We start from the raw sequence: 20,896 nt of genomic DNA, 5'->3' as shown, positions 1-20,896 counted from the left end.
GGCAGGAATTCAGATCCAGCCCGCTTCCGTGGCTATGCGTATCGCGTCCACCCGATTTCGCGCGTTGAGTTTGGTGACGATTTTGGTCAGATAGTTTCGTACCGTTCCGACCGAAACGTGCATTTGAGCGGCGATCTCCGGGGGTTCCGCGCCGCCGGCCGCCAGGCGGAGCACCTGGATCTCGCGGCCCGACAGGGGGATGTCGCCGACGTCCCAGGCGGTCAGCGCCAGTTGCGGGTCGATGATGCGGCGGCCGGCGGCCACCTCCCGTACGGCCTGCGCCAGCCGCTCCGACGGGGTGTCCTTCAGCAGGAAGCCCGACACCGAGACCGACAACGCCCGCCGCAGCGTGCCGGGACGGCCCAGGCCCGTGAGGATGAGCGTGCGGCACGAGGGAAGTTTGGCGTGCAGTTCCTCGGCCGCCGACAGTCCGTCGACCACGGGCAGGTCGACGTCGAGGATCGCCACGTCGGGGCGGTGTTCCAGGGCCGCCGGGACGATGTCGGCGCCGCTGCCGACCTGGGCCACGACGGTGAGGTCGGGCTCCAGTTCCAGCAGGGCGGCCAGGGCGCCCCGGACGATGCGAACGTCCTCGGCGAGGAGGATCCGTAACGTCAGCACGCCATTCCCCCGGCCGGTCCACAAGGTCAAAAGGAATCTTGTACCGAGGTTACGCGAATAGGCAATGCCGACATTCTTGACAGAACGTCATTATGAGATGTCGGCTTTTAGGCGGAACGTACCGGCCGTTCGTTCACATTTCAACGAACCGCCGAGGGATTCCAGGCGTTCGGCCAGGTCATCAAGGGCGGTGCCGGGCTCGGCCGGGGTCATCAGCGTGACGACCCCGTCGTTCCAGACGGTCAGCGAGCCGTCGGCGAAGGTGATCTCGCAGTAGGTGGCGGCGCTGTGCCGCAACACGTTGGTCACGGCCTCGCGCAGCACGACCGCGAGGACCGCGTCGAGCTCCGGCGGGACGTCGCGGGCCCCGGCCCGAACGCACACCCCGGCCGCCGCCAGGGTCGCGCGGGCGGAGTCGAGTTCGGCGGTGAAGGACATGTGGCGGTAGCCGCTGGCCACCGACCTGACGTCGGCGACGGCGCGGCGGGCCACGTCCAGGACGTCGGCGAGTTCGGCGCGGGCCCGGTCGCCCGAACCGGGGAGCAGGCGGTAGGCGCGTTCGCTCTTGACCGTCATGGCGGCCAGGTCGTGGCCGAGCAGGTCGTGCAGTTCGCGGGCGACGCGTAGTCGTTCCCGGGTGACCGCGCCGCGCGCGAGGTCGTCACGGGCCTGGTCGACCTGGGCGACGAGGCCGGACAGTTCGCCGATGCCGTACACGACCAGGCCGGTCAGCAGGGTCGAGAGGGCGAGGTAGGCGGTCCACTCCCCCGCGTCGCCGTTGGCGACCGACAGGGCGGCCACGCTGACGCCGACGGCGGCGTAGCAGCCCCAGCGCCACACGGCCGGCAGCACCGTCAGCGCGGTGCCGGCCAGGAAGCCGCCCATGGAACCCCACGGTTCGCCGATCCAGAGCAGCGGCAGGTAGGTGGCGACGGCCTGGACCGGCAGCGCGATCCGGCGCAGGAAGCCGAGGGAGACCGCGATCTGGACGCCGACCAGCACGGCCGCGCACAGGGCGAACTCCAGCAGGCTCAGCGCCTCCGGGTGGCGGCCGAGCACGTTCACGACCATCAGCACGCCGTAGCCGAGCAGCACGACGACGGCGATCGTGCGGGCCACCCGCAGGTGCCAGGGCTGGCCGGTGATCTGCGCGAACGTCCACGTCACCGGGTCGTCGGCGACCGGCGCGGCCGGACCGGCGGCCGGGACCCTCGCGGTGAAGGTGAACCACTCGCCGTCGAGGCTGGTGGTGCTGACGCCCCCGGCCTCCTCGACGCGGGCCGACAGGTTGTCGAGGCCCGCTCCCCCGCCGGGCTCCGGGCCGCCGACGTCGGCGGCGTCGTTGACCACCCGCAACACGATGTGGTCGCCCTGTCGGGCGGTCTCCACCAGGCAGTACTGCGCCTTGCTGTGCCGCAGCACGTTGGTCACCGCCTCGCGCAGCACGATGGCCAGGACGGTGTCGACCTCCTCCGGCAGCGGGCCGGGCTCAAGGCGCACCTCGACGTCCATGTCGGCCGCGATCAGCATCGACTCGGCCGAGCGCGCCTCGGCGGCCAGCGACATCGGGCGGCTGCCCCCGGCGACCACCCGCACGTCGCCGAGCGCCTGGCGCGACAGCGTGAGCACGTCGCGCAGTTCGCGGCGGGCGCGTTCGGCCGAGCCGGGCAGCAGGCGGTAGGCCAGTTCGCTCTTCAGGGTGAGCGCCGAGACGTTGTAGCCGAGCAGGTCGTGCAGGTCGCGGGCGACCCGGAGGCGTTCCTGGGCGACGGCCACCCCGGCGAGCTCGCCCCGGGCGGCGTGGACGGTCAGCGCCAGCGACGCCAGGGAGCTCACGCCGTAGACCATCAGCCCGGTCAGCGCGGTGAAGTAGGCGCCGTAGACGACGTCGACCGTGGCCAGGCCCGTCCAGGTGAGCGCGATCGACATGGCGGCGGGGACGGCGGCGTACAGGGCCCAGCGCAGTGGGCCCGCGACGGCGAGGAGCATCGAGCCGGCGAGGAACCCGGCGAGGGAACCGGCCTGCGGACCGGCCCACGCGAACGGCGCGAAGGTGACGAGGGCCTGCGCCGACAACGTCACCGCCGTGCGCCGCACCGGCCACGACACCACATCGCGGGTCGAGTGGACGAGCTGCAGCCCGAAGCCGGCGAGCAGGCAGAGCGCGAAGACGCCGAGGGACCATCCGCGCAGGCCCTCGTCCCAGACGAACATCAGGGCGTTGAAGGTGTAGCCGAACAACACGGCGCCGATGACGCCGCGCGCCATCAGTACGGGGCGCATCCCTAACGACACCACGGAGCCCTCACTTACCGGGAAATGTCGGCTTATGCGAGAAGTGCGGCGGCCAGCATCGGCCACTCGGCGTCGTTGACCGGAAATCCCTCGTCGGCGGGGCCGCTCCCGGCGTGGCCGACGGCGAAGCCGCACACGCTCGACTCGGTCCGCCAGTCGAGCCCGAACACGTGCGCCGACGCCTCGATGTCGGGCCCGTCGAGACGGCGCCCCGCGAGCCCCAGCGCCGTCGCGACCAGCGACAACGTCTGCACCAGCGCGCCCGCGTCGGTGAGCACGAGCGAGTAGCCGAGCCCGTTGTACTTCCACGACAACCGCCGGAACCGCGCGGTGACCATCAGCAGCACCGGCGGCGGGGCGCCCAGGTTGGCCGAGACGAGCAGCTCGTCGGGATCGCCGTCGAGGGGGTTCAGGGCGTGCCGGTAGGGGTCGTAGTGGTAGACGCCGCGCGCCAGCCCGGCGCACCGGTCGACGACGGCGTAGAGCTCCAGCTCGTGGCAGTCGCCGCTGGTCGGATGGGGACGGTCGCTCGTGGTGGCGGTCGCCTCGGTCGACGGCGAGCCGGTCAGCGACCGGACCCGGGCGGTCCGGTAGAGCAGCGCCCCCAGGTCGGTCAGCGTCATCGCCTCGCCCGAGAACGTCTGCGCCGGCCGGTGGGCCTCCACGACGGCCGAGAAGGGCGGGTCGGCGGCCAGGTCGTGCCACGACGGCCGGGGCAGCGCGACGCCGTCGGCCGCCTCCTTCACGACCGGCTCGACGCTGCCGTGCTCGCCGAGCGGATAGGTCACGCCGAAGTCCTGGTCGTGGCGGCCCAGCGTGGAGCGGGTGTGGAACATCAGGTCGATCGGGGTCCACGCGGTCAGCGCGGGATCGTGGTCCTCGGCGAACACCACCCGCTGGAACGGGTCGCCGGCCTCCGCCTCGACGACCATCCCGGCCGCCATCAGGTAGGAGATCACCGACCGGGTCGCCGGCCCGGCCGCCGAGGCCGGGGAAGGGCGCATCAGGGCGCCCAGGTGGGCGATGGCGTCGGCGCGGTGCAGGATCACGCGGTGGTGCGACAGCGGCGATTCCAGCAGGTAGTTGCCGCCGTCGGTGGTGAGGACGGCGAACCGCGACAACCTCACCGGGTGGACCGGCGGCCGGTCGGGCAGCCGGAAGCCCGCCTGCGGGGTGAGCGGCACGACCGAGATGAGCGGCTGCTCCCGGTCGACGCCGAACGACCGCACGACCAGGTGCCCCAGCCGGTCGAGCAGCGCGCCGAGGGCCCGCCGCTCCGCGCCCGACCTGATGACGTTGCCGAGCGAGATCGGCCCCAGGCTCATCCGGCGCAGCGCCTCCACGACGCCCGGCGCGGGCAGCGGGAGGACGCTGTCCTCCCAGCGCGAGTGCACGACGATCACACCCTGGTCCGGGTCGGGTTCGACGAAGACGTCCTCGCGGAACGACCACAGGGGGAACGGGGGGAGCGAGTCGTGCATGTCGGCTCCTCTCACATGAACAGGGCGACCGGGTTCAGGTCGTCGTAGGCGATCGGCCGGTCGAGCCGCCCCAGTGCCACCGGGACGTCGAACAGCCGCCCCGGGGCGAACCGCGGCCAGAAATGCCGCAGCCCCGGCACGACGACCTTGACCACCGGCAGCCCGATGTCGGGCCGGGTCTGGTCGAGGATCAACGGGTCGAAGGGCCTGATCAGGTCGAGGTCGTCTTTGAGGTCGTGGTTCGGCGTGTACGGATGGGGCGCCGCCACCCCGTCGGGCAGCAGGCACGGATGGCTGCGGGCCGAGACCCGCCCCCACCACGGGCGCATGTCGAGGTCCTGGGCGGCGGGCAGCAGCTGGCCGAGCTCCGTCAGGGCGCGGCGGGCGGCCGTCGCGGGGTCGAAGTGGGCGCCGAAGCCCAGCATGACCTCCTCGCCGTCCTTGGTCGACACCGCGGCCATGGCCGGGATGCCCAGGTCGGTCGTCAGGTCGAGCACGTGGACGTCGCGGCCCAGCCCCGCGTAGTCGTCGCGCAGCCCGGCGGTCCACGGGTCGTCGAGCACGACCTCCGGCTGGCGGGTGCGGTTGTACCACCAGATGCCGACCGCGTCGCGTTCGACCAGTTCGAGGAAGCCCTGGAGGATCGCGTCCTCGATCGACGAGCCGGCGGCGTTGCCGTTGGAGTCGGCCTGGCCGCCCTCGGTGAAGTAGAGCAGGCCGGTCGGCAGGTAACGCCGGCGGCCGTCGAGGGTGAACAGGGGCGTCCACTCGGTCACGGCGGTCTCGTCGAAGGGGTCGCGCTGGCGCGCGTCGTAGAGCAGCACGTCGTCGGGGTGCACGGCCGCCGTGCCCAGCCCCCGGTAGGAGTCGTGGACGACGTGCTCCTCGCCGAGCCGGGAACCGCAGTAGCGTTCGACCGCCTCGCAGAGCGCGCCCACCTTCGCTTCGAGCGGGGTGCCGCCCTTGCCGCCGCTGTTGGCCCGCAGGCCCGAGACCGGCAGCGCCAGGTTGCGGCCCGACAGGTAGCTGTTGAGGAACCCGGGCGCGCGGGGATCGCGGCGGACCCGGTCGACCACGCCGGTGACGGGGTCGGTGAGGTGGACGTACCGGTCCCAGGTCTCCTGCGGCCCGGCCGACCGGTGGGCGTGCGCCTTGGGCCGGGACGTGATCTCCACCGGAGCGCTCCGCACCGAGGGGTCGCCGCACGCCGGGCACTGCGGCCTGCGGGTGACCCGGTGGTGCGCGGCCTCCAGGGTGAGCGGGTCGAACGTCCACAGGGTGCCGAGCCGCCGCCCCGCCAGCCACCGCGCGACCTGGAGGGCCGCGAGCTGCGCGCCGACCGACGACGTGACCGGCAACGCGGCGCGCGGCGCGAGCCCGAGCGGCGCCTGCCGCCGGATCCGCAACCGGGCCGCCAGGCACTCCCAGCAGGCCGTGTCCCCCGGATGGAAGCCGGGGCCGATCCACAGGTCGGGCCCGTTGACGGCGACGGGCAACCACGGCCGCCCGTCGGCCAGCCGATCGGCGTTGACCGAGGCGAGCACCGGGTCGAGGTAGTCGTCGCAGACCACCACGACGGGCCCTTCGCCACCGGCGCGCAACCCCAGGTCGGCGAGCGCCCGATCGACGAGCGGCGACCGCCCGATCACCTCGACCGTGCCGTCAGGGACGTCCAGCCCGGCCAGGTCCCAGAAGGCGGCGACCTCCGGCGGCACGCCGTCGTCGGCCTGCGGCGCGACCAGGTCGGCCTCGGCCAGCCGCCCGAGCAGCCGCCCGAGGTCGGCCGCGCCGAGCCCGGTGCGCTCGTGCAGCCCGGCCAGGTCGTGGCTGCCGTCGAGCAGCGGCGCGACCTCTTCGATGTGGTCGCCGTGCAACGCGACGGTGGCCCGCGCCGAGGTCAGGTAGACCCCGTCACCGGGCACGGTCAGCGCCCGCCAGTGCCGCTTGAATCCGACTTTCATCCGCAATACGTCCATTTCGCAGACGAAAGGGACGGCTTGCTCAGGTCGGCGATGTGGAGGGGGTCACCGCCCGCCGACAGCGGGGGCGCGTCGTCGTCGCCCAGGTCGATGCCGAACTGGGCCAGGGTGGCGGCCGGGTCGTCTTCGTAGCGGGCGGCCAGATCGGGTTCCGTCCACGCCCGCATCACCAGTTCGGCGAAACGCCAGTCTTCGTCCGCGTGAGTCATCGTGGTCATGCGTTCGATTCTCCGCAGGCGGGCCGGATGGCCCTAGTCATCGATTCACGAGCCGAATGTGAGATTTTCACGCCGGGATCGTGAAACCGGATGCAGACCCGGCGATGTAAGCGCTTCTAGGCTGAGCCGCGTGAATCGAATTCTTCTCCGCCGGCCCAAGAGGCCGCGGCCCGGGACGGTCCGGGACATCGACACGCGTACGCCGTCAGGCGTCCATCTGCCTTATTGAGGGAAAGCGCATGTATCACGATCTGCAAGTCAATCGGCTGAGGGCCTTGGTGACCGTGGTCGAGCTCGGCGGGTTCCGGAAGGCGGCCGAGGCGCTGCACGTGACCCAGCCGGCGGTGAGCCAGCAGATCCGTCAGCTCGGCGGTCTCGTGAAGGGGCCCATTTTCACCTCGACCGGGCGCAGCCTGGAGCTGAGCACCGAGGGCGAGGAACTGCTCGGGTACGCCCGCCGGATCGTCGCCCTGAACGACGAGGCGGTGGGCCGGTTCGTGCCGCCGTCGGGCGCGGCCCGGCTGACGATCGGGGTGGTCAACCAGCTCGCCGAGGCGCTGCCGGAGATCCTGCGGCTGCTGAACCGGGGTCTGCCGCACGTGCAGGTCGGGGTGCAGACGGGGTTGAGCGAGTCGCTGGAGAACCAGGTGTCGTCGGGGCAGCTCGACCTGGCCCTGCTGCTCCAGTCGGAGCCGGTCGCCGGGCCCGCCCACCAGCTGGGCGAGATGCGCATGGACTGGTTCGGCCGCCCGGCCCACGGCGAGGGCGCGGCCCTTCCGCTGACCCTCTTCACCGAGCCGTGCACGCTGCGCCGGCGTATCGTCGACGCCCTCGACGCCTCGGAGGTGCCGTGGCGGGTGGCCTACGAGGGGCCGGAGCTCGTCGGGCTGCGCTCCGCCGCCAAGGCGGGGCTGGGGGTCGCCTGCCTGGTCGCCAACGGCGACGAGTTGTGGGGGCTGCCACGTGCGGCGCGCAACGCGCTCCCTTCGGCCCCTGGTCCGCTGCCGGTGACGGTGGCCCTTTCCGCGAACGCGACGGATTCGGAGTACGTGCCGATCGCGGAGCGGGCCATTCAGCAGGCTCTGCGCGATTATCCGTTCGCCTGATCTGTCGGTGCGCTCTGCGATCATGCCGCTCATGTACGCAGAACTGGCCGAGTTACTCGACTGCAAGACCGTCGCCTGGGTGAAGGGCGTGTCCCCGGCCGATGTGGTCACCCGCTGGGGCGGGAATCCCGCCGCGTTCTCCCCGATGACCTTCGGCGAGATGATCGATTCCTGGTGGAACATCTACGAGGAGGAAGACGCGTTCGTCGCCGTGGCCGCCGTCGGCGGCTGGACGCTGGTCGTCGACTCCCGCTGGATCGGCGTCGACGAGAAGATCGTCGAGCGGCTGTCGGTCGGCACCCGCGTCGTGTCCCACTCGCTGCTCGAGGTGAAGGGCCTGCATGAGTGGCGATGGGCCGAAGACGGGCACCTGCGCATCGGCTTCTACGCGCAGGAGGGCTTCATGGCGGATGACCTGCACGTGGATCCCCAGGAGTTTCCCGAGCTCGTCGCACCCATGGCCCGCATCGACGCGGAGTTCCCCGACTGGTTCGAAATCGACGAGGGCCCGGTCTTCGCCCTGACCGAAAGTCTCACCGGCATCACGTTGACCCCGCGCATGCTGACCGAACTCGCCTTCCAGGGCTACTACCTCTCCGACCCGACGACGTAGCGGCGAAGTGGCCCGGCGCAAGTGGACCGGACCGTCGTCCGAGGTCAGAGACCCGATGGGCGGCGTCGGTCGCCGGGTGTCAAGCCCGTCGCAAGCCGGCCGCCCGACCGTGGGGCATGACCTCCTTCAGAAGCGCGCTCGCCGCGTTCGGCGTCACCGTGATCGCCCTGACCACCCCCGCCCTCGCGGCCGACGAAGCCGGCAAACTGTCGGCCCGGCTGACCATCACGGGGAGCGGCAGCGAGTGCCGGGTGCTCACCGTCGGCAAGATCGGCATGACCAACGCCCAGGCCCAGTACCTCGTGGACAACGGCGCGACGGCGCGGGTCGAGGTCTGGGCCGAGGACCCGATCTACGACAACCGCGTCTACAAGGCGCCGAAGGCGAGCCTGAGCGCGATCTCGGACCGGAACGGGGGCGGGCTGTTCATCGTCTCCGACCTGAAGTTGTCGTGCGTGAAGCACCTCGACGAGGACGACAAGCCGCCGTTCGACTTCGGCGACGAGATCTACACGAAGATCATTTTCGAGGCGCCCGGTTATCCGCGCATGACCAAGAGGTCGAACGTCGTGCACGACAACTTCGGCTTCGGCGAGCCGTAAAGGGACCGTATATTTTTACGTTTTCTTGACGCCCCGGTTCCCGGGCAACGACGTGTGCCGTCAGTAGCGTGACCACTCGTCTGATTTGCCCGGATAGCGGAGGTACTCGGTGACCGGCACGCTCCGGCGATGGTTGCTGAAGGGGCTCAAGCGGCCCGAAGGTCTGGTCGGCGGCACCCACGACGAGGAGCCGCCCGAGCACCAGCACTCCTGGTGGCAGGTGATGTGCCTGACCGGGGTCGACTACTTCTCCACCCTCGGCTACCAGCCGGGCATCGCCGCGCTGGCGGCCGGCGCGCTCAGCCCGGTCGCCACGCTGGTGCTGGTCGCGCTGACGCTGTTCGGCGCGCTGCCGACGTACCGGGCGGTGGCCGAGCAGAGCCCGCACGGGCTCGGCTCGTTGTCGATGCTGGAGCGGCTGATGCCGGGGTGGCGCGGCAAGCTGCTGGTGCTGTTCCTGCTCGGGTTCGTCGCGACGGCGTTCATCGTCACCATCACCCTGTCGGCCGCCGACGCGACCGCGCACATCCTGCACAACCCGTTCGTGCCGCAGGCGCTGGCGGGCTGGCAGGTGCCGGTCACGCTGCTGCTCATCGCGGCGCTGGGCGCGGTCTTCCTGGCCGGGTTCAGCGAGGCGATCTCGGTCGCGGTCGTTTTGGTGGCCGTCTACCTGGTGCTCAACGTGGTCGTGGTGGCCACCGCCGTCCAGCACGTGATCACCGCGCCGGAGAAGGTGCACGACTGGCAGCAGACGCTGAACAGCGACTACGCCAGCCCGCTGGCGATGGTCGCGGTCGCGCTCTACGTGATGCCGAAACTCGCCCTCGGCCTGTCGGGCTTCGAGACCGGGGTGGCGGTGATGCCGCTGGTCAGGGGCGACGTCGCCGAGCGGGTCAGGGGCGCGCGCAAGCTGCTGACCACGGCCGCCCTCATCATGAGCGTCTTCCTGATCGCGTCCAGCCTCGCCACCACCGTGCTCATCCCGCCCGCGGAGTTCGCCGAGGGCGGCTCGGCGAACGGGCGGGCGCTGGCCTACCTGGCCCATCTCTATCTCGGCGACTGGTTCGGCACCGCCTACGACCTGTCGACCATCGCCATCCTGTGGTTCGCGGGGGCCTCCGCGCTGGCCGGGCTGCTGAACATCGTGCCGCGGTACCTGCCCCGCTACGGCATGGCGCCCGACTGGACGCGCGCCTCGCGGCCCATGGTGCTGGTCTTCACCGCCATCGCCTTCGTCATCACCGTCGTCTTCGGCGCGGAGGTCGAGGCGCAGGGCGGCGCGTACGCGACCGGGGTGCTGGCGCTGATCCTGTCGGCGGCCGTGGCGGTCGCCCTGTCGGCCTGGACGAGCCGGCGCGTGCGTCCCGCGCTCTTCTTCGGGGCGGTCACCCTGGTCTTCGGGTACGCCACCGTCGCCAACATCATCGAACGCCCCGACGGCCTGGTCATCGCGCTGCTGTTCGTGCTGGCCATCGTGGTCGTCTCGCTGGTCTCCCGGGCCACCCGCTCGACCGAACTGCGGGTCACCCGCATCAGCCTCGACGACGCGGCCCGCCGGTTCGTCAACGAGGCGGGCGAGCTCCACCTCATCGCCAACGAGCCGAACAACCGCGACGCGAAGGAGTACGTCGACAAGGCCCGCGAGGCGTGGGAACTGCACCGCCTGCGCACCCGCGAGGGCCTGCTGTTCCTGGAGGTGACCGTGCCGGACGCCTCGGAGTTCGCCGGGGAGCTGCGGGTGATCGGCGAGGAGCGGCACGGGTTCCGCGTCCTGCGCATGCAGAGCACGACCGTCGCCAACTCGATCGCGGCCCTGCTGCTGCACCTGCGCGACCTGACCGGCAAGACGCCGCAGGTCTACTTCCACTGGGCCGCCGAGGGCAACCCGATCGGCGCGCTGCTGCGCTACCTGGTCTTCGGCGGCGGCGACATCCCGCCGCTGACCCGCGAGGTGCTGCGCCAGGCCGAGCCCGACCCGGCGCGCCGTCCGGTCGTGCACGTCGGCTAGACCGGGAAGGAACCTCGACGCCACCGCCAGTGGCGGCCGGCCTGAAGATGATCGACGATCGCGCGCTGCAGCGCGGTGCCGCGCGGCAGCCGGTCGAGCGGCGTGGTCAGCGAACGGAACGCGAACCGCAGCACCTCGACGTCGGCGTCGATGCCCTCGGGCTCCTCATCGGGCTCCAGCTCGAACCTGCGCTGGAACCGGACGATGTTGGAGTCGCCGGGCAGATACTCCGCCAGTTGCGGGTCGAGCAACCACGAACCGCAGGCGAACGCCGGGTAGGTCTCATCGGGGAAGTGCCGCGGGAAGAACGCGCGGGCCAGGCCGAGCGAGGCGTCGACCGCCTCGGGGGTCAGCGGTCCCGTCTCGGGGATGTGCAGGTCGAGGGTGGCGCCGCCGCGGTGGAACTGGAGCCGGCCCAGTTCGTAGACCGACCCGCGGGCGTGCAGCGTCAGCCAGCTCTGCATGACCGGCCAGCCCTCGCCGTTCATCCGCCGGTCGATCGCGAGGTTGCGGCCGAGGTCGGACAGGGTCAGCCAGGTCACGTCTTCTGGCACGCCGTGGTCGCGGTGGAACCTCGTGGTGACGTCGACCAGGGCCAGGTAGGCGTACACGTAGAGGTGCCGGTAGGCGGGCCCGCGCTCGCGGGGCAGCTCGGGGCCGGGCGGCAGCCAGCCGGGCCCGCCGAGATCGGCGCGGACCAGGGCGATGGAGCGGTCGAGCAGCCAGCGCAGCTCCGGCGTCCACCACGGGGAGCCGGGATCGGGCCAGCCCGCCATGATCTCGGCGGCGTCGTCGGGCCCGACCGCGAGCCGGGCGAGGAGCGCCGGCGCGTCGGCCTTGCCGGGCAGCGGGGCCGACGGCAGGTCACCGGCGAGCCGGTGCACGCGGTCGACCTCGTCGGGGGGAACTCCGAGCCGGGCGGCGATGGCGTCCAGGTCCACGCGGACGATCCTAGGGGACCACCCGGCTCGGATGATGATCTCGCCGGTTACCGAACCTCGACGAAGACGGGGTTGGAGTAGAACCAGAGGTCGTCCCAGGGGCTCTCCTTGCCGTCGGCCAGCGGCTCGGCCTCGTCGGTGCCGGTGCCGCGGACCCGGGCGTAGAGGTCGGTCTGGACGTCGCGCAGGGTGTGCCGGATGACGTACTCCTCGCCCTGGCGGCGCCAGTCGCGGGGGCCGAAGCGGGCCACGACCTTGGTGGTGGGGTTGGTGTCGGCGTCGCGGTCGGCGTTCGGGCCGGTGATCTGGCCGACGATCAGGTCGACGCGGCGGACCTCGGGGCGGTCGCCGTTGCCGTTGGCGAGCAGGCGCGGGCGGAACCGGATCTCGATCTCGACGTCGCCGCGGTTGCGGCGGCTGAGGACGACGGTCTCGCCCATCGCGGCCTCGCGGCCCTGGCCGCGCGCGGTCAGGTCGAGGGTGCTGACCAGGTCGCCGGTGGTGACCCAGATGCGGCCGTTGCGCAGGCCGTCCATGATGTCGGCGTAGTCCTGGCGGGCGTACACGTAGGTCTTGCTGTACTCGCCGGGCCAGAAGTCGGCGCCGCCGCGCGTCCAGTGCACGTGGGAGTCGGAGGTGGCGGTGATCCACCAGCGGCGTCCCTCGCCGAGCAGGGCGTCCCACAGGCCGCCGACGCGGGCGGTCATCTGGTCGAAGCCGCCGTAGGTGGGGTGGTTGCCGTAACCGCCGCGCGCGCCGCCGAGCAGCGGGGCGGCCTGGTGGCCGGGCGCGCCCTCGAAGCCCACGTAGACGTCGGGCGCGACGTCGTTGCCGTTGCGGAACTCGCGCGGGGTGTCCTGGCCGTAGACGCCCAGGCCGGTCGCGGAGCGCGCGGCGTGGTGGGCGATCACCAGGGGCTTGTGGGGCATGCCCTTGGCGGCCTTGAGGAACTCGATCATCTTGGCTTCGGTGTCGCGCCCGGGGTCGGCGGGGAACGCGTCGTGCTTGGCGAAGCGCTGCTCCAGCTCGAACAGCTGCTGGGCCTCGTCGCGGTGGTGCGGGATCATCAGCGTGTGGTGGTCCTGCGCGGGCGCGTCGAACTCCATGCCCCAGAACTGCAGGACCTCGGGCACCAGGACGCGGGAGCGCAGCAGGTCGGGGTAGGCCTGCTCCAGGTTCACCTTGGAGTGCGTCGGGCCGCCGTGGTCGGTGCACATGGCCCAAGTGAGGCCGAAGTGCTTCGCCATGATCGCGTTCGTCACGATCGGGTAGACGGCGTCGGCGCCCTTGCTGAACTTGGGCGGGGTGACGGAGGTGTCGAAGGCGCCGCTGTACTCCGAGTGGATGTGGTGGTCGCCGGCCCGCCAGATCCGGCCCTGGGGGGCGGCGGGCCCGCCGTGGCCCCGGACGGCGGCGTCGTCATCGGCGGCGGCGGTGCCCGTGGCCAAGGGGCTCGCGGCGACCAGGGTCGCGCCGATTCCGGCGTACCTGACCAGCTGGCGGCGGGAGAAGTGGTTGTCTGTCACGTTCGAGCCTTCCGGGTGTGCGAAGGGTGCGACAGACGAGTCTCACGTTACTGACTGAACAGGACACAAATCGTCATCAGGCACATAGCGGACGCAATCCGTCCATCAGAAGATCGAGCAGCCGCCCGGCCTGGTCGCGTTGGCCGGGCTCACCGGCGATGAGGGAGATCCCGCCCAGCGCCATCAGCACGTCGAGGGCCGCGACGTCGTCCCGGACCGACCCGTCGGCGGCGAGCAGCGCGGCGAGCGCGCCGGTGATCCGGGCGCGGATCACGAGCCGCCGCTCCTCGTCGCCCGCGAGCACGGCCTTCAGCGCCTCGGCCATGGCCCGCTTGGCGGCCAGGAAGTCGAGGAAGCCCTCCATCCAGGGCCGCAGCCGCGCGGGCGGCGGCACGGCGGCGGCGGCGCCCGCCGACGTCGCCGACCGCGATCAGGCGCGGCAGGCGGTCGGCCGGGCCGTCGCCGAGTTCGGCCGCCTCGACGTCGTGGTCAACAACGCGGGCCTGGCGCTGGTCGGCCCGGCCGAGGCTGCCCCCGAGGACGAGTGGGACCGCATGCTCGCGGTCAACGTCGAGGGCCTGCTGCACGTCACCCGGGCGGCGCTCCCCCACCTCGTCGGCGCGGCGGCCGATTCGCCCCGGCGCGTCGCCGACCTGGTCACGATCAGCTCGACCGCCGGCCGGGTGGCCCGCGCCGGTCAGGCGGTCTACAGCCTGACCAAGTCGGGGGTGAACGCCTTCTCCGAGTCGCTGCGGCAGGAGTTGCAGCCGAAGCGGGTGCGCGTCGGCGTCGTGGGCCCCGGGACCGTCGCCACCGAACTGTCCACCCACCTGCGCCCCGGGATCAGGGAGGCCGTCGCCGGCCAGCTCGGGGACATGGAGCTGCTACGCCCGGAGGACGTCGCCGACGCGGTCGTCTACATGGTCACCCGGGAGCGGCGGGTCGCGGTCAACGAGATGCTGGTCCGGGCCGGCGAGCAGACGTGGTGAATCAGCCGACCGAGATCATGCCGGCCGACCGGGTCGCGCCGTCGCCCGGGTCGATCAGCAGGCAGGCGCCGGTGATCCGGCTCTCGGCGTAGTCGTCGACCGCCAGGTCGGCGGCCGTGCGCACGACCACGTCGCCGATGTCGTTGACGCCCAGCGGGCCGCCCGTCCCGATGTGCTCCACCACCGCGTGGACGGTCCGGGTCGTGTGCTTGACCAGCACCTTCTCGCCCACCGTCAGCGCCTTCTCGTGCAGGTGGCAGACCGTGGCGCGCAGCTCGCGGGTGGTCCCGGGCGCGGTCGCGGCGGGCGAGATGAGCGCCCCGCGCGACACGTCGAGGTCGTCGGCCAGCCGGACCGCGATCGACTGCGGCGCCCAGGCCATCGTCACCGGCTCCCCCAGCACGTCGATGCCCGCCACCGTCGTCGTGCGGCCGCCGGGCTGGACGACCACCCGTTCGCCGACGTGCAGGATGCCGCCCGTGAGCTGGCCGGCGTAGGCGCGGCGGCCGCGTGTCTTGATGACGTACTGGACCGGGAGCCGCGCGGGCAGCGCGGTCAGGTCCTCGCCGGTCTCGGCCGTCTCCAGGAACTCCAGCACGGTCGGCCCGGCGTACCAGTCCATGTGCTCCGACGGGGTCACCACGTTGTCGCCGGTCAGGGCCGAGATCGGGATGGCGGTCACCTCGCCGGGGTAGTCGAGGTCGTCGGCGATGGCCGCGAAGACCTCCTCCGACCAGCCGACCAGGTCCATCTTGTTGACGGCCAGCACCAGCGACGGCACCCGCAGCAGCCCGGCCACGGCGGCGTGGCGGCGGGTCTGCTCGGTCACGCCCCTGCGGGCGTCGACCACGAGCACGACGAGCTCGGCCGTCGAGGCGCCGGTGACCATGTTGCGCGTGTACTGCACGTGGCCCGGGGTGTCGGCCAGCACGAACCGGCGGCGCGGGGTGGCGAAGTAGCGGTAGGCGACGTCGATCGTGATGCCCTGCTCCCGTTCGGCGCGCAGGCCGTCGGTGAGCAGGGCCAGGTCGCTGGGCGAGGCGATCTTCTCCAGCTGGTCGGACATGACCGACTTGGAGTCGTGCAGCAGACGTCCGACCAGGGTCGACTTGCCGTCGTCGACGGAGCCGGCGGTGGCCAGCCTGAGCAGCGTGGACATCAGAAGTACCCCTCTCGTTTGCGGTCCTCCATGGCGGCCTCGGCCAGCCGGTCGTCGGCGCGGGTCGCGCCGCGTTCGGTGATGCGCGAGGCCGCGATCTCCTCGATCACCTCGCCGGGCGTGCGGGCGGCCGACTCGACCGCGCCGGTGCACGACATGTCGCCGACCGTGCGGTAACGCACCGTCCGGCGCACCAGCCGCTCCCCGTGCCCGCCCCACGCGCCGGGGCACAACCACATGCCGCGCCGGTCGAACACCGCGCGCTCGTGGGCGTAGTAGATCGACGGCAGTGCGATGTCCTCGGCCGCGATGTACTGCCAGACGTCGAGCTCGGTCCAGTTCGACAACGGGAAGACGCGCACGTGCTCCCCCGGGTTGTGGCGGCCGTTGTAGAGGTTCCACAGTTCGGGGCGCTGGCGGCGCGGGTCCCATCCTCCGAACTCGTCGCGGAGGGAGAACACGCGCTCCTTCGCGCGGGCCTTCTCCTCGTCGCGCCGGCCGCCGCCGAAGACGGCGTCGTGACCGCCGGCCTCGATGGCGTCCAGCAGGGGCGTGGTCTGCAGCCCGTTCCTCTCCGGTACGTCCGGCAGCGCCCCCCGGTCGATGTAGTCCTGCACGGAGGCGACCTCCAGCCGCAGGCCGGCCGTCACCCGGTCGCGGAACTCGATGACCTCGGGGAAGTTGTGGCCGGTGTCGACGTGCAGGAGCGGGAAGGGCACCGGCGCGGGGGCGAACGCCTTCGCGGCGACGTGCAGCATGACGATGGAGTCCTTGCCGCCGGAGAACAGCAGCACCGGCCGGTCGAACTCGCCGGCGGTCTCGCGCATGATGTGCGCGGCCTCGGCCTCCAGCGCCTCCAAGTGAGTGGTGGTCGTCATCACGCCGCCCTTTCGACGAGCCGGGTCTCGGCCGCGATCCACTCGGCGACCGCGCGCGACAACACCGCGCGGGCCCGCCGGTACTCGACGGCGTCCAGGTGCTCGTGCGGGGTGTGGTCGAGCTTGGCGTCGCCGGGGCCGTACGCCACCATCGGCACCCCCTGCCACGTCGTGGCCAGCGTGTTCATGTCGCTGCTGCCCTTCTTGGCCAGGAACCGGTTGACCACGCCCTCGGCGCGGAAGGCCCGCGAGAAGGCCTTGACCAGCGGGCTGGTGCGGGCGGTGAGGTGGCCGGGGGTGGCCCGCAGCACCTCCACCTCGATCGGATGGGCGACGGTGCGGATCAGCCGGGTCAGGTCGGCGACCGACAGGTCGGCGGGCACCCGGACGTCCACGACCGCCTCGCCGCGCTGCTCGTCGCCGCCGTTGACGGCGTGGATGCCGAGCACGGCCAGCAGGGCGTCGGGCCCCGCCTCGGCCAGCGCGGCGCGCAACCGGGCGAGCACGTCGACCATCTGGTCGGCCGCCGTGGTGACGCCCTGGCCCGCGGTGTGCCCGACGGGGTCGGCGACGGCCACCCGGACCTTCAGCAGGCCGTAGTAGCCGATGGTCAGCGCGCCCGCGCCGGACGGCTCGCCGATCACGACGGCGTCGGCGCGGTAGTGGTCGCGGACGAAGAACGCGCCCGCCGAGGTGATCTCCTCCTCGACCGCGCCGACCACCCTGACCTGGGCGTCGGGCGGCACGTCGAGCTCGTGCAGCGTCTCCAGGTAGGCGACCAGGCTGCCCTTGGCGTCGACGCAGCCCCGGCCGGAGATGGTGCCGCCGTCCCAGCGCACCGGCCAGCGGTGCGGGACGGTGTCGAGGTGGCCGAGCATGAGGAGGCGGCGGCGGCCGGAGCCCTTCGAGGCCACGAGGTTGCCGGCCTCGTCGATCCCGGCGTCGATGCCGCGCTCGCGGCACCACGAGACCAGGTATTCGGCCAGCTCGCGCTCGTCGCGGGAGACCGAGGAGATCTCCACGGCCCGCGACAGCAGCGTGAGGTCGCCGGCGGGCGCGGCGGCCCGCCAGAAGCGGGTGCCGACCTCCAGGGAGTGGGGGCCGGTGATGGCCACGTCGGCGCTGCCGTCGAGGGCGATCTCGGCCGCGCGCACCTTCTGCCGCATGCGGCCCTCGGCGTAGTGAAGCCCTTCGCCGCGGCCGAGGTCGGCGAGGCCGGAGGACTCATCGGAAGGGTCCGCGAGCAGCCCCGGCGTCCCGGTCACCAGTCGCAGGTGGTCGGCGTCGAGCGCGTTGGCCAGTTCGGCGGCCAGCACGTCGGCGTCCACGTTCAGCGGCGACCCGCCGCCTGCGGCGGCGGCCGGGGGCGCCAGGCAGACGACGTCGAACGCGTCGAGCAGCGTGGCCAGGCAGTCGGCGTCCACCGACGAGACGACCCCGGCGCGGTGGTCGCGCACGACCATCGTGCGACCGCCCGACACCGCCCGCAGCGGCGGGTTGGGCCGGGCCGTCACCAGCGAGCCCGCCTGGGCCGTCGAGGTGAAGCTGGTCAGCCCGCGCGCGGTCAGCGCGGCGTGCACGCGGGGCAGGGTGACCCGCTCGTAGGCGGCCACGATGTGGTCCATCTCCTCCGGCGGGCAGTAGCGCGCGGTGGAGCCGTTCTTCAGGGTGAGCGAGCGCACCGGGCGGCCGATGGCCGCGTAGTGGGCCGCGATGCCGGCCGCGCCGCCCGCCACCAGGAGGATCTTCGCGCCGCGCCCGCGCAGGCGGGCCACTTCGTCGAAGACGCTCTCGTGGGCGAGGCTGGCGCTGCCGATCTTGATGACGTAGAGGGCCGCCGTGTGGGTGGTGGCGACCTCACCGAGAACAGACACTTCTCACACTCCTCTGGTGTTGCCGCCGTCGGCCACGAAGACCGTGCCGGTGACATAGGCGGCCTGGTCGCTGGCGAGGAAGGCGGCCAGCGCGCCGAAGTCGTCGACGTCGCCGATCCGGCCCAGCGGGATCCGCCGCGCGACGGCGGCGAGCTCCTCCTCCACGGAGGCGCCGAACTGCTCGTCGAGGATCGGGGTGCGGTGGAAGCCGGGGGCCAGCACGTTCACCGTCACCCCGCTCGCGCCCAGCACGGAGACCAGGCCCTTCATGTAGCCGAGCAGCCCCAGCCGGGCCACCGACGACAGGCCGCTCTCGGGGTGCGGCTGCCGGACCGACTCGGAGGCGATCATCAGCAGCCGGCCCCAGCCGTCCTTCTTCAGGTAGGGCAGCGCGGCCAGCGTCAGGGCGATGTGCGGGATCAGGTTGGCGTCGATCGCGGCCCGGTAGTCGGCCACGCCGAACGCGTCGACGGGGCCGAACGGCACCCCGCCGGAGTTGGTCACGAGGATGTCGACGCCGCCGAGGGTGGCGGCGGCGTCGCGGACCCAGGCGGCCGCGGCGTTCTCGTCGGTCAGGTCGACGGGCACGCTCAGCACGTCGCCGTCGCCCATCGCGCTCACCTCGACGTGGGCGCGGGCGAGCTTGCCGGGGTCGCGGCCGCAGATGGCCACGCTGGCCCCCTCGGCGGCCAGGGCCTTGGCGACGCCCAGGCCGAGGCCGCTGCTGGAGCAGGCCACCAGGGCGACCCGCCCTTTCAGGCGCAGATCCATGGGATGTCCCCCTCAGGTCAGAATCGGGTAGCCGTACCGGCCGAGCAGGGGCAGGGCCGGGGCCGTGGCGGCGGCGCGGGCGCGGGCCGGCAGCCCGGTGCGCCAGCGTTCGTCGGCGCGGATGCGCGCCGGGCCGGCCGACAGGCGGTCGGGGTTGCCGGTGACCGTGTGGTTCACGCCCAGCGTGACGTTGCCGTCGGCGTCGGCGGGCGGGTCGTCGTCGAGGCCGGCGAACCGCAACACCCGCGCGAGCGTGCCGCGCGGGTCGCGGCACAGATCCTCGTGGCGCACCCGCAGGTAGCGGTCGGGGGCGGCGTGGCCGGACAGTTCGGAGGCCAGGTTGAAGCCGGTCCAGAAGCCGCTGCTGCGGGCCGGGCTCATCGGGTCGATGTAGTCCTTGGCCTTCGCGTAGGAGAACGCGGTCGCGCGCGGGTCGCGCACCATGTGCAGCACCCGCACGTCGAGGTCGGCGCGGCCCAGCAGGGCCGCCGCCTCGGCCGGGAACTTCGAGCCGTCGACGATCAGCCGCTCACCGCCGTGCGCGGCGAGGGTGCGGTAGACCTCGGCGGTACGCGAGATCGCCTCGGCCACGCCCGGCGCGGTGGGCGCCCGGCCGGTCGACTCGGCGATCCGGTCGCGGGTGTGGCGGGTGCGCAGCAGCGCCCGCTGCCGGAGCGTCATCAGCCGCGCCTCGCCCAGCCGGTCACCACCCGTCGAGGTGATCACCTTCGACCACAGGTCGCAGGCGGTCACGTCGGCGCCGCAGCCGCAGGTCGAGTTGGTGCCGGCCCTGAGGATGCCGTTCTGCCACAGGTAGTGCAGCTCGCCGGCGTGCAGCACGCCGGGCAGTTCGCCCAGCACGTTGCCGAGCATGGTGCTGCCGCTGCGCAACCAGCCGGTGATGTAGAGGACGCGCGGCTCACCCATGCCACTTCACCGCCATCAGGTGCTGCGGCAGGTGCACCGCCAGCCCGATCCTGGACGTGGCCCGCACCGCCCCCGGCACCAGCCCGATCGACGCGACGCCCGGCATGAGCAGCGTGCAGGCGGCCCGGAAGTCGCCCATGAGCAGGGTGTCCTTGGGCATCATGCGGGTGCGCGAGACGGTGATGCCGGCGTTCTGGAACCGCACCAACAGGTCGTCGCGGACCATCTTCCAGTACGTCTCCGGGTGCGCCACCACGCCGTCGCACGACCCGCCGGTCTCCTCGATCTCCCCGGCGGCCCGGGTGACCGTGGTCGCCAGGTCGTCGTGGCTCTCGGCCGAGCGGCTGCCCGGCAGGCCCAGCAGGCCGGTGATCGCGCCGTCGGCGGTGCCGTGCAGCAGCGACTCGTTCTCGACGACCGACAGGCGCACCAGCACCCGGTAGTCGACGTAGGCGGCCAGCAGCGCGGGGTCGTCGGCGACGCCGCCGGGCAGCGGCACCTCGACGGACAGGTCGGTCAGCGGCGCCCGCATCAGGCGGGGCGCGAACGCGGCCTCCGGGGTGGCGCCGTAGGCGGTGCCCGCGGCCTCGATCCGGCCCTGGGGCGGCTCGTGGACGTAGGACACCGAGCCGTCGGCCACGTCTGCGGTCTTCAGCAGGTGCCGGACCGTGTAGCGCGGCCGGGAGGCGAACAGCGGGAACGCGGCCGGAAGGTGCAGGCCGAACGGGACCTCGCGGGCCCCGGCGGCCACCTCGGCGGCGAACCGCTCACCCGGCGACCCTTCATGGGACAGGGCGGCCGGGGCTTCGTGCAGGGCGATCGCTCGCATTGAGCCCTCCTAGGGATATACGACTCCCATTGAGCCTATGAATTGCGCGGATGAATTTCCGTACCAAATCGAGTAGGAG

The 20,896-nt window shown here is 72.4% G+C and carries 19 protein-coding genes; 5 read left to right on the top strand and 14 right to left on the bottom strand.

The features are described from left to right. Positions 1-9: 9 nt before the first annotated feature. The 5 genes from AW271_RS33005 to AW271_RS32985 all read right to left on the bottom strand — a co-directional run bounded on the left by AW271_RS33005 (position 10) and on the right by AW271_RS32985 (position 6,594). Positions 10-621, bottom strand: a complete 612-nt coding sequence (locus tag AW271_RS33005; RefSeq protein WP_157554879.1) for a response regulator transcription factor — start codon at positions 619-621, stop codon at positions 10-12. A gap of 90 nt (positions 622-711) precedes the next feature. Then, positions 712-2,904, bottom strand: coding sequence for a sensor histidine kinase (locus AW271_RS33000; RefSeq protein ID WP_083977583.1), 2,193 nt, complete (start codon positions 2,902-2,904; stop codon positions 712-714). A gap of 44 nt (positions 2,905-2,948) precedes the next feature. Beyond that, entirely contained in the window at positions 2,949-4,397 is a 1,449-nt protein-coding gene (locus tag AW271_RS32995; protein WP_062341517.1) for a SagB family peptide dehydrogenase, read from the bottom strand. Between the two features lie 11 nt (positions 4,398-4,408). Continuing rightward, positions 4,409-6,358 carry a TOMM precursor leader peptide-binding protein gene (locus AW271_RS32990; protein ID WP_062341516.1) on the bottom strand — a complete coding sequence of 650 codons (1,950 nt, stop codon included), beginning with the start codon at positions 6,356-6,358 and terminating at the stop codon, positions 4,409-4,411. Beyond that, positions 6,355-6,594 (bottom strand): hypothetical protein, encoded by a 240-nt coding sequence (locus AW271_RS32985; RefSeq protein ID WP_062341515.1) that lies wholly within the window; start codon positions 6,592-6,594, stop codon positions 6,355-6,357. Before AW271_RS32985 ends, AW271_RS32990 begins: the two co-directional genes overlap by 4 nt. Positions 6,595-6,833: 239 nt before the next feature. Between AW271_RS32985 and AW271_RS32980 the strand changes: the two genes are divergently transcribed. The 4 genes from AW271_RS32980 (at position 6,834) to AW271_RS32965 (ending at position 10,923) form a co-directional block, all read left to right on the top strand. After that, the gene (locus AW271_RS32980; protein ID WP_062341514.1) at positions 6,834-7,700 is read left to right on the top strand and encodes a LysR substrate-binding domain-containing protein; all 867 of its coding nucleotides are present in this window, start codon (positions 6,834-6,836) and stop codon (positions 7,698-7,700) included. A gap of 31 nt (positions 7,701-7,731) precedes the next feature. Then, the gene (locus AW271_RS32975; protein ID WP_062341513.1) at positions 7,732-8,313 is read left to right on the top strand and encodes a DUF6461 domain-containing protein; all 582 of its coding nucleotides are present in this window, start codon (positions 7,732-7,734) and stop codon (positions 8,311-8,313) included. Between the two features lie 116 nt (positions 8,314-8,429). Continuing rightward, complete coding sequence (locus tag AW271_RS32970; RefSeq protein ID WP_062341512.1) at positions 8,430-8,915, top strand: hypothetical protein; 486 nt, start codon at positions 8,430-8,432, stop codon at positions 8,913-8,915. Between the two features lie 109 nt (positions 8,916-9,024). Then, positions 9,025-10,923 carry a hypothetical protein gene (locus AW271_RS32965; protein WP_062341511.1) on the top strand — a complete coding sequence of 633 codons (1,899 nt, stop codon included), beginning with the start codon at positions 9,025-9,027 and terminating at the stop codon, positions 10,921-10,923. Here AW271_RS32965 and AW271_RS32960 read toward each other — a convergent pair. The 3 genes from AW271_RS32960 to AW271_RS40315 all read right to left on the bottom strand — a co-directional run bounded on the left by AW271_RS32960 (position 10,920) and on the right by AW271_RS40315 (position 13,754). Further along, on the bottom strand, positions 10,920-11,864 hold the full coding sequence (locus AW271_RS32960; protein ID WP_062341510.1) for an acyltransferase domain-containing protein: 945 nt from the start codon (positions 11,862-11,864) through the stop codon (positions 10,920-10,922). The two genes, AW271_RS32965 and AW271_RS32960, sit on opposite strands and share 4 nt — an antisense overlap. A gap of 47 nt (positions 11,865-11,911) precedes the next feature. After that, entirely contained in the window at positions 11,912-13,390 is a 1,479-nt protein-coding gene (locus AW271_RS32955; RefSeq protein ID WP_062341509.1) for a CehA/McbA family metallohydrolase domain-containing protein, read from the bottom strand. 76 nt (positions 13,391-13,466) lie between these two features. Beyond that, positions 13,467-13,754: an SbtR family transcriptional regulator gene (locus tag AW271_RS40315; protein ID WP_369408506.1), complete on the bottom strand. Its 288-nt coding sequence runs from the start codon at positions 13,752-13,754 to the stop codon at positions 13,467-13,469. Between AW271_RS40315 and AW271_RS32950 the strand changes: the two genes are divergently transcribed. Further along, entirely contained in the window at positions 13,714-14,379 is a 666-nt protein-coding gene (locus AW271_RS32950) for an SDR family oxidoreductase (protein WP_157554875.1), read from the top strand. The genes AW271_RS40315 and AW271_RS32950 overlap by 41 nt on opposite strands. Position 14,380: 1 nt before the next feature. On the opposite strand, the gene AW271_RS32945 is transcribed toward AW271_RS32950, so the two are convergent. The 6 genes from AW271_RS32945 to AW271_RS32920 are packed head-to-tail and all read right to left on the bottom strand — an operon-like array spanning position 14,381 to position 20,817. Then, entirely contained in the window at positions 14,381-15,538 is a 1,158-nt protein-coding gene (locus AW271_RS32945; RefSeq protein WP_062341508.1) for a sulfate adenylyltransferase subunit 1, read from the bottom strand. Then, entirely contained in the window at positions 15,538-16,416 is an 879-nt protein-coding gene (gene cysD / locus AW271_RS41730; RefSeq protein WP_062341507.1) for a sulfate adenylyltransferase subunit CysD, read from the bottom strand. Before cysD ends, AW271_RS32945 begins: the two co-directional genes overlap by 1 nt. Beyond that, a complete protein-coding gene (locus AW271_RS32935; RefSeq protein ID WP_062341506.1) occupies positions 16,416-18,290 on the bottom strand; it encodes a M20/M25/M40 family metallo-hydrolase in 1,875 nt (624 codons plus the stop codon). The genes cysD and AW271_RS32935 overlap by 1 nt, the downstream gene beginning before the upstream one ends. Before the next feature lie 3 nt (positions 18,291-18,293). Further along, entirely contained in the window at positions 18,294-19,061 is a 768-nt protein-coding gene (locus AW271_RS32930; RefSeq protein WP_062341505.1) for an SDR family oxidoreductase, read from the bottom strand. 12 nt (positions 19,062-19,073) lie between these two features. Next, the gene (locus AW271_RS32925) at positions 19,074-19,988 is read right to left on the bottom strand and encodes a sulfotransferase family protein (RefSeq protein ID WP_062341504.1); all 915 of its coding nucleotides are present in this window, start codon (positions 19,986-19,988) and stop codon (positions 19,074-19,076) included. Then, the gene (locus tag AW271_RS32920; RefSeq protein WP_062341503.1) at positions 19,981-20,817 is read right to left on the bottom strand and encodes a family 3 encapsulin nanocompartment shell protein; all 837 of its coding nucleotides are present in this window, start codon (positions 20,815-20,817) and stop codon (positions 19,981-19,983) included. The genes AW271_RS32925 and AW271_RS32920 overlap by 8 nt, the downstream gene beginning before the upstream one ends. Positions 20,818-20,896: the final 79 nt, after the last annotated feature.

The sequence above is a fragment of the Herbidospora sakaeratensis genome (assembly GCF_001570525.1).
Taxonomy (GTDB): Bacteria; Actinomycetota; Actinomycetes; order Streptosporangiales; family Streptosporangiaceae; genus Herbidospora; species Herbidospora sakaeratensis.
Note: the sequence above shows the minus strand (reverse complement) of the source record. Positions and strands in the feature narration are given on the sequence as shown.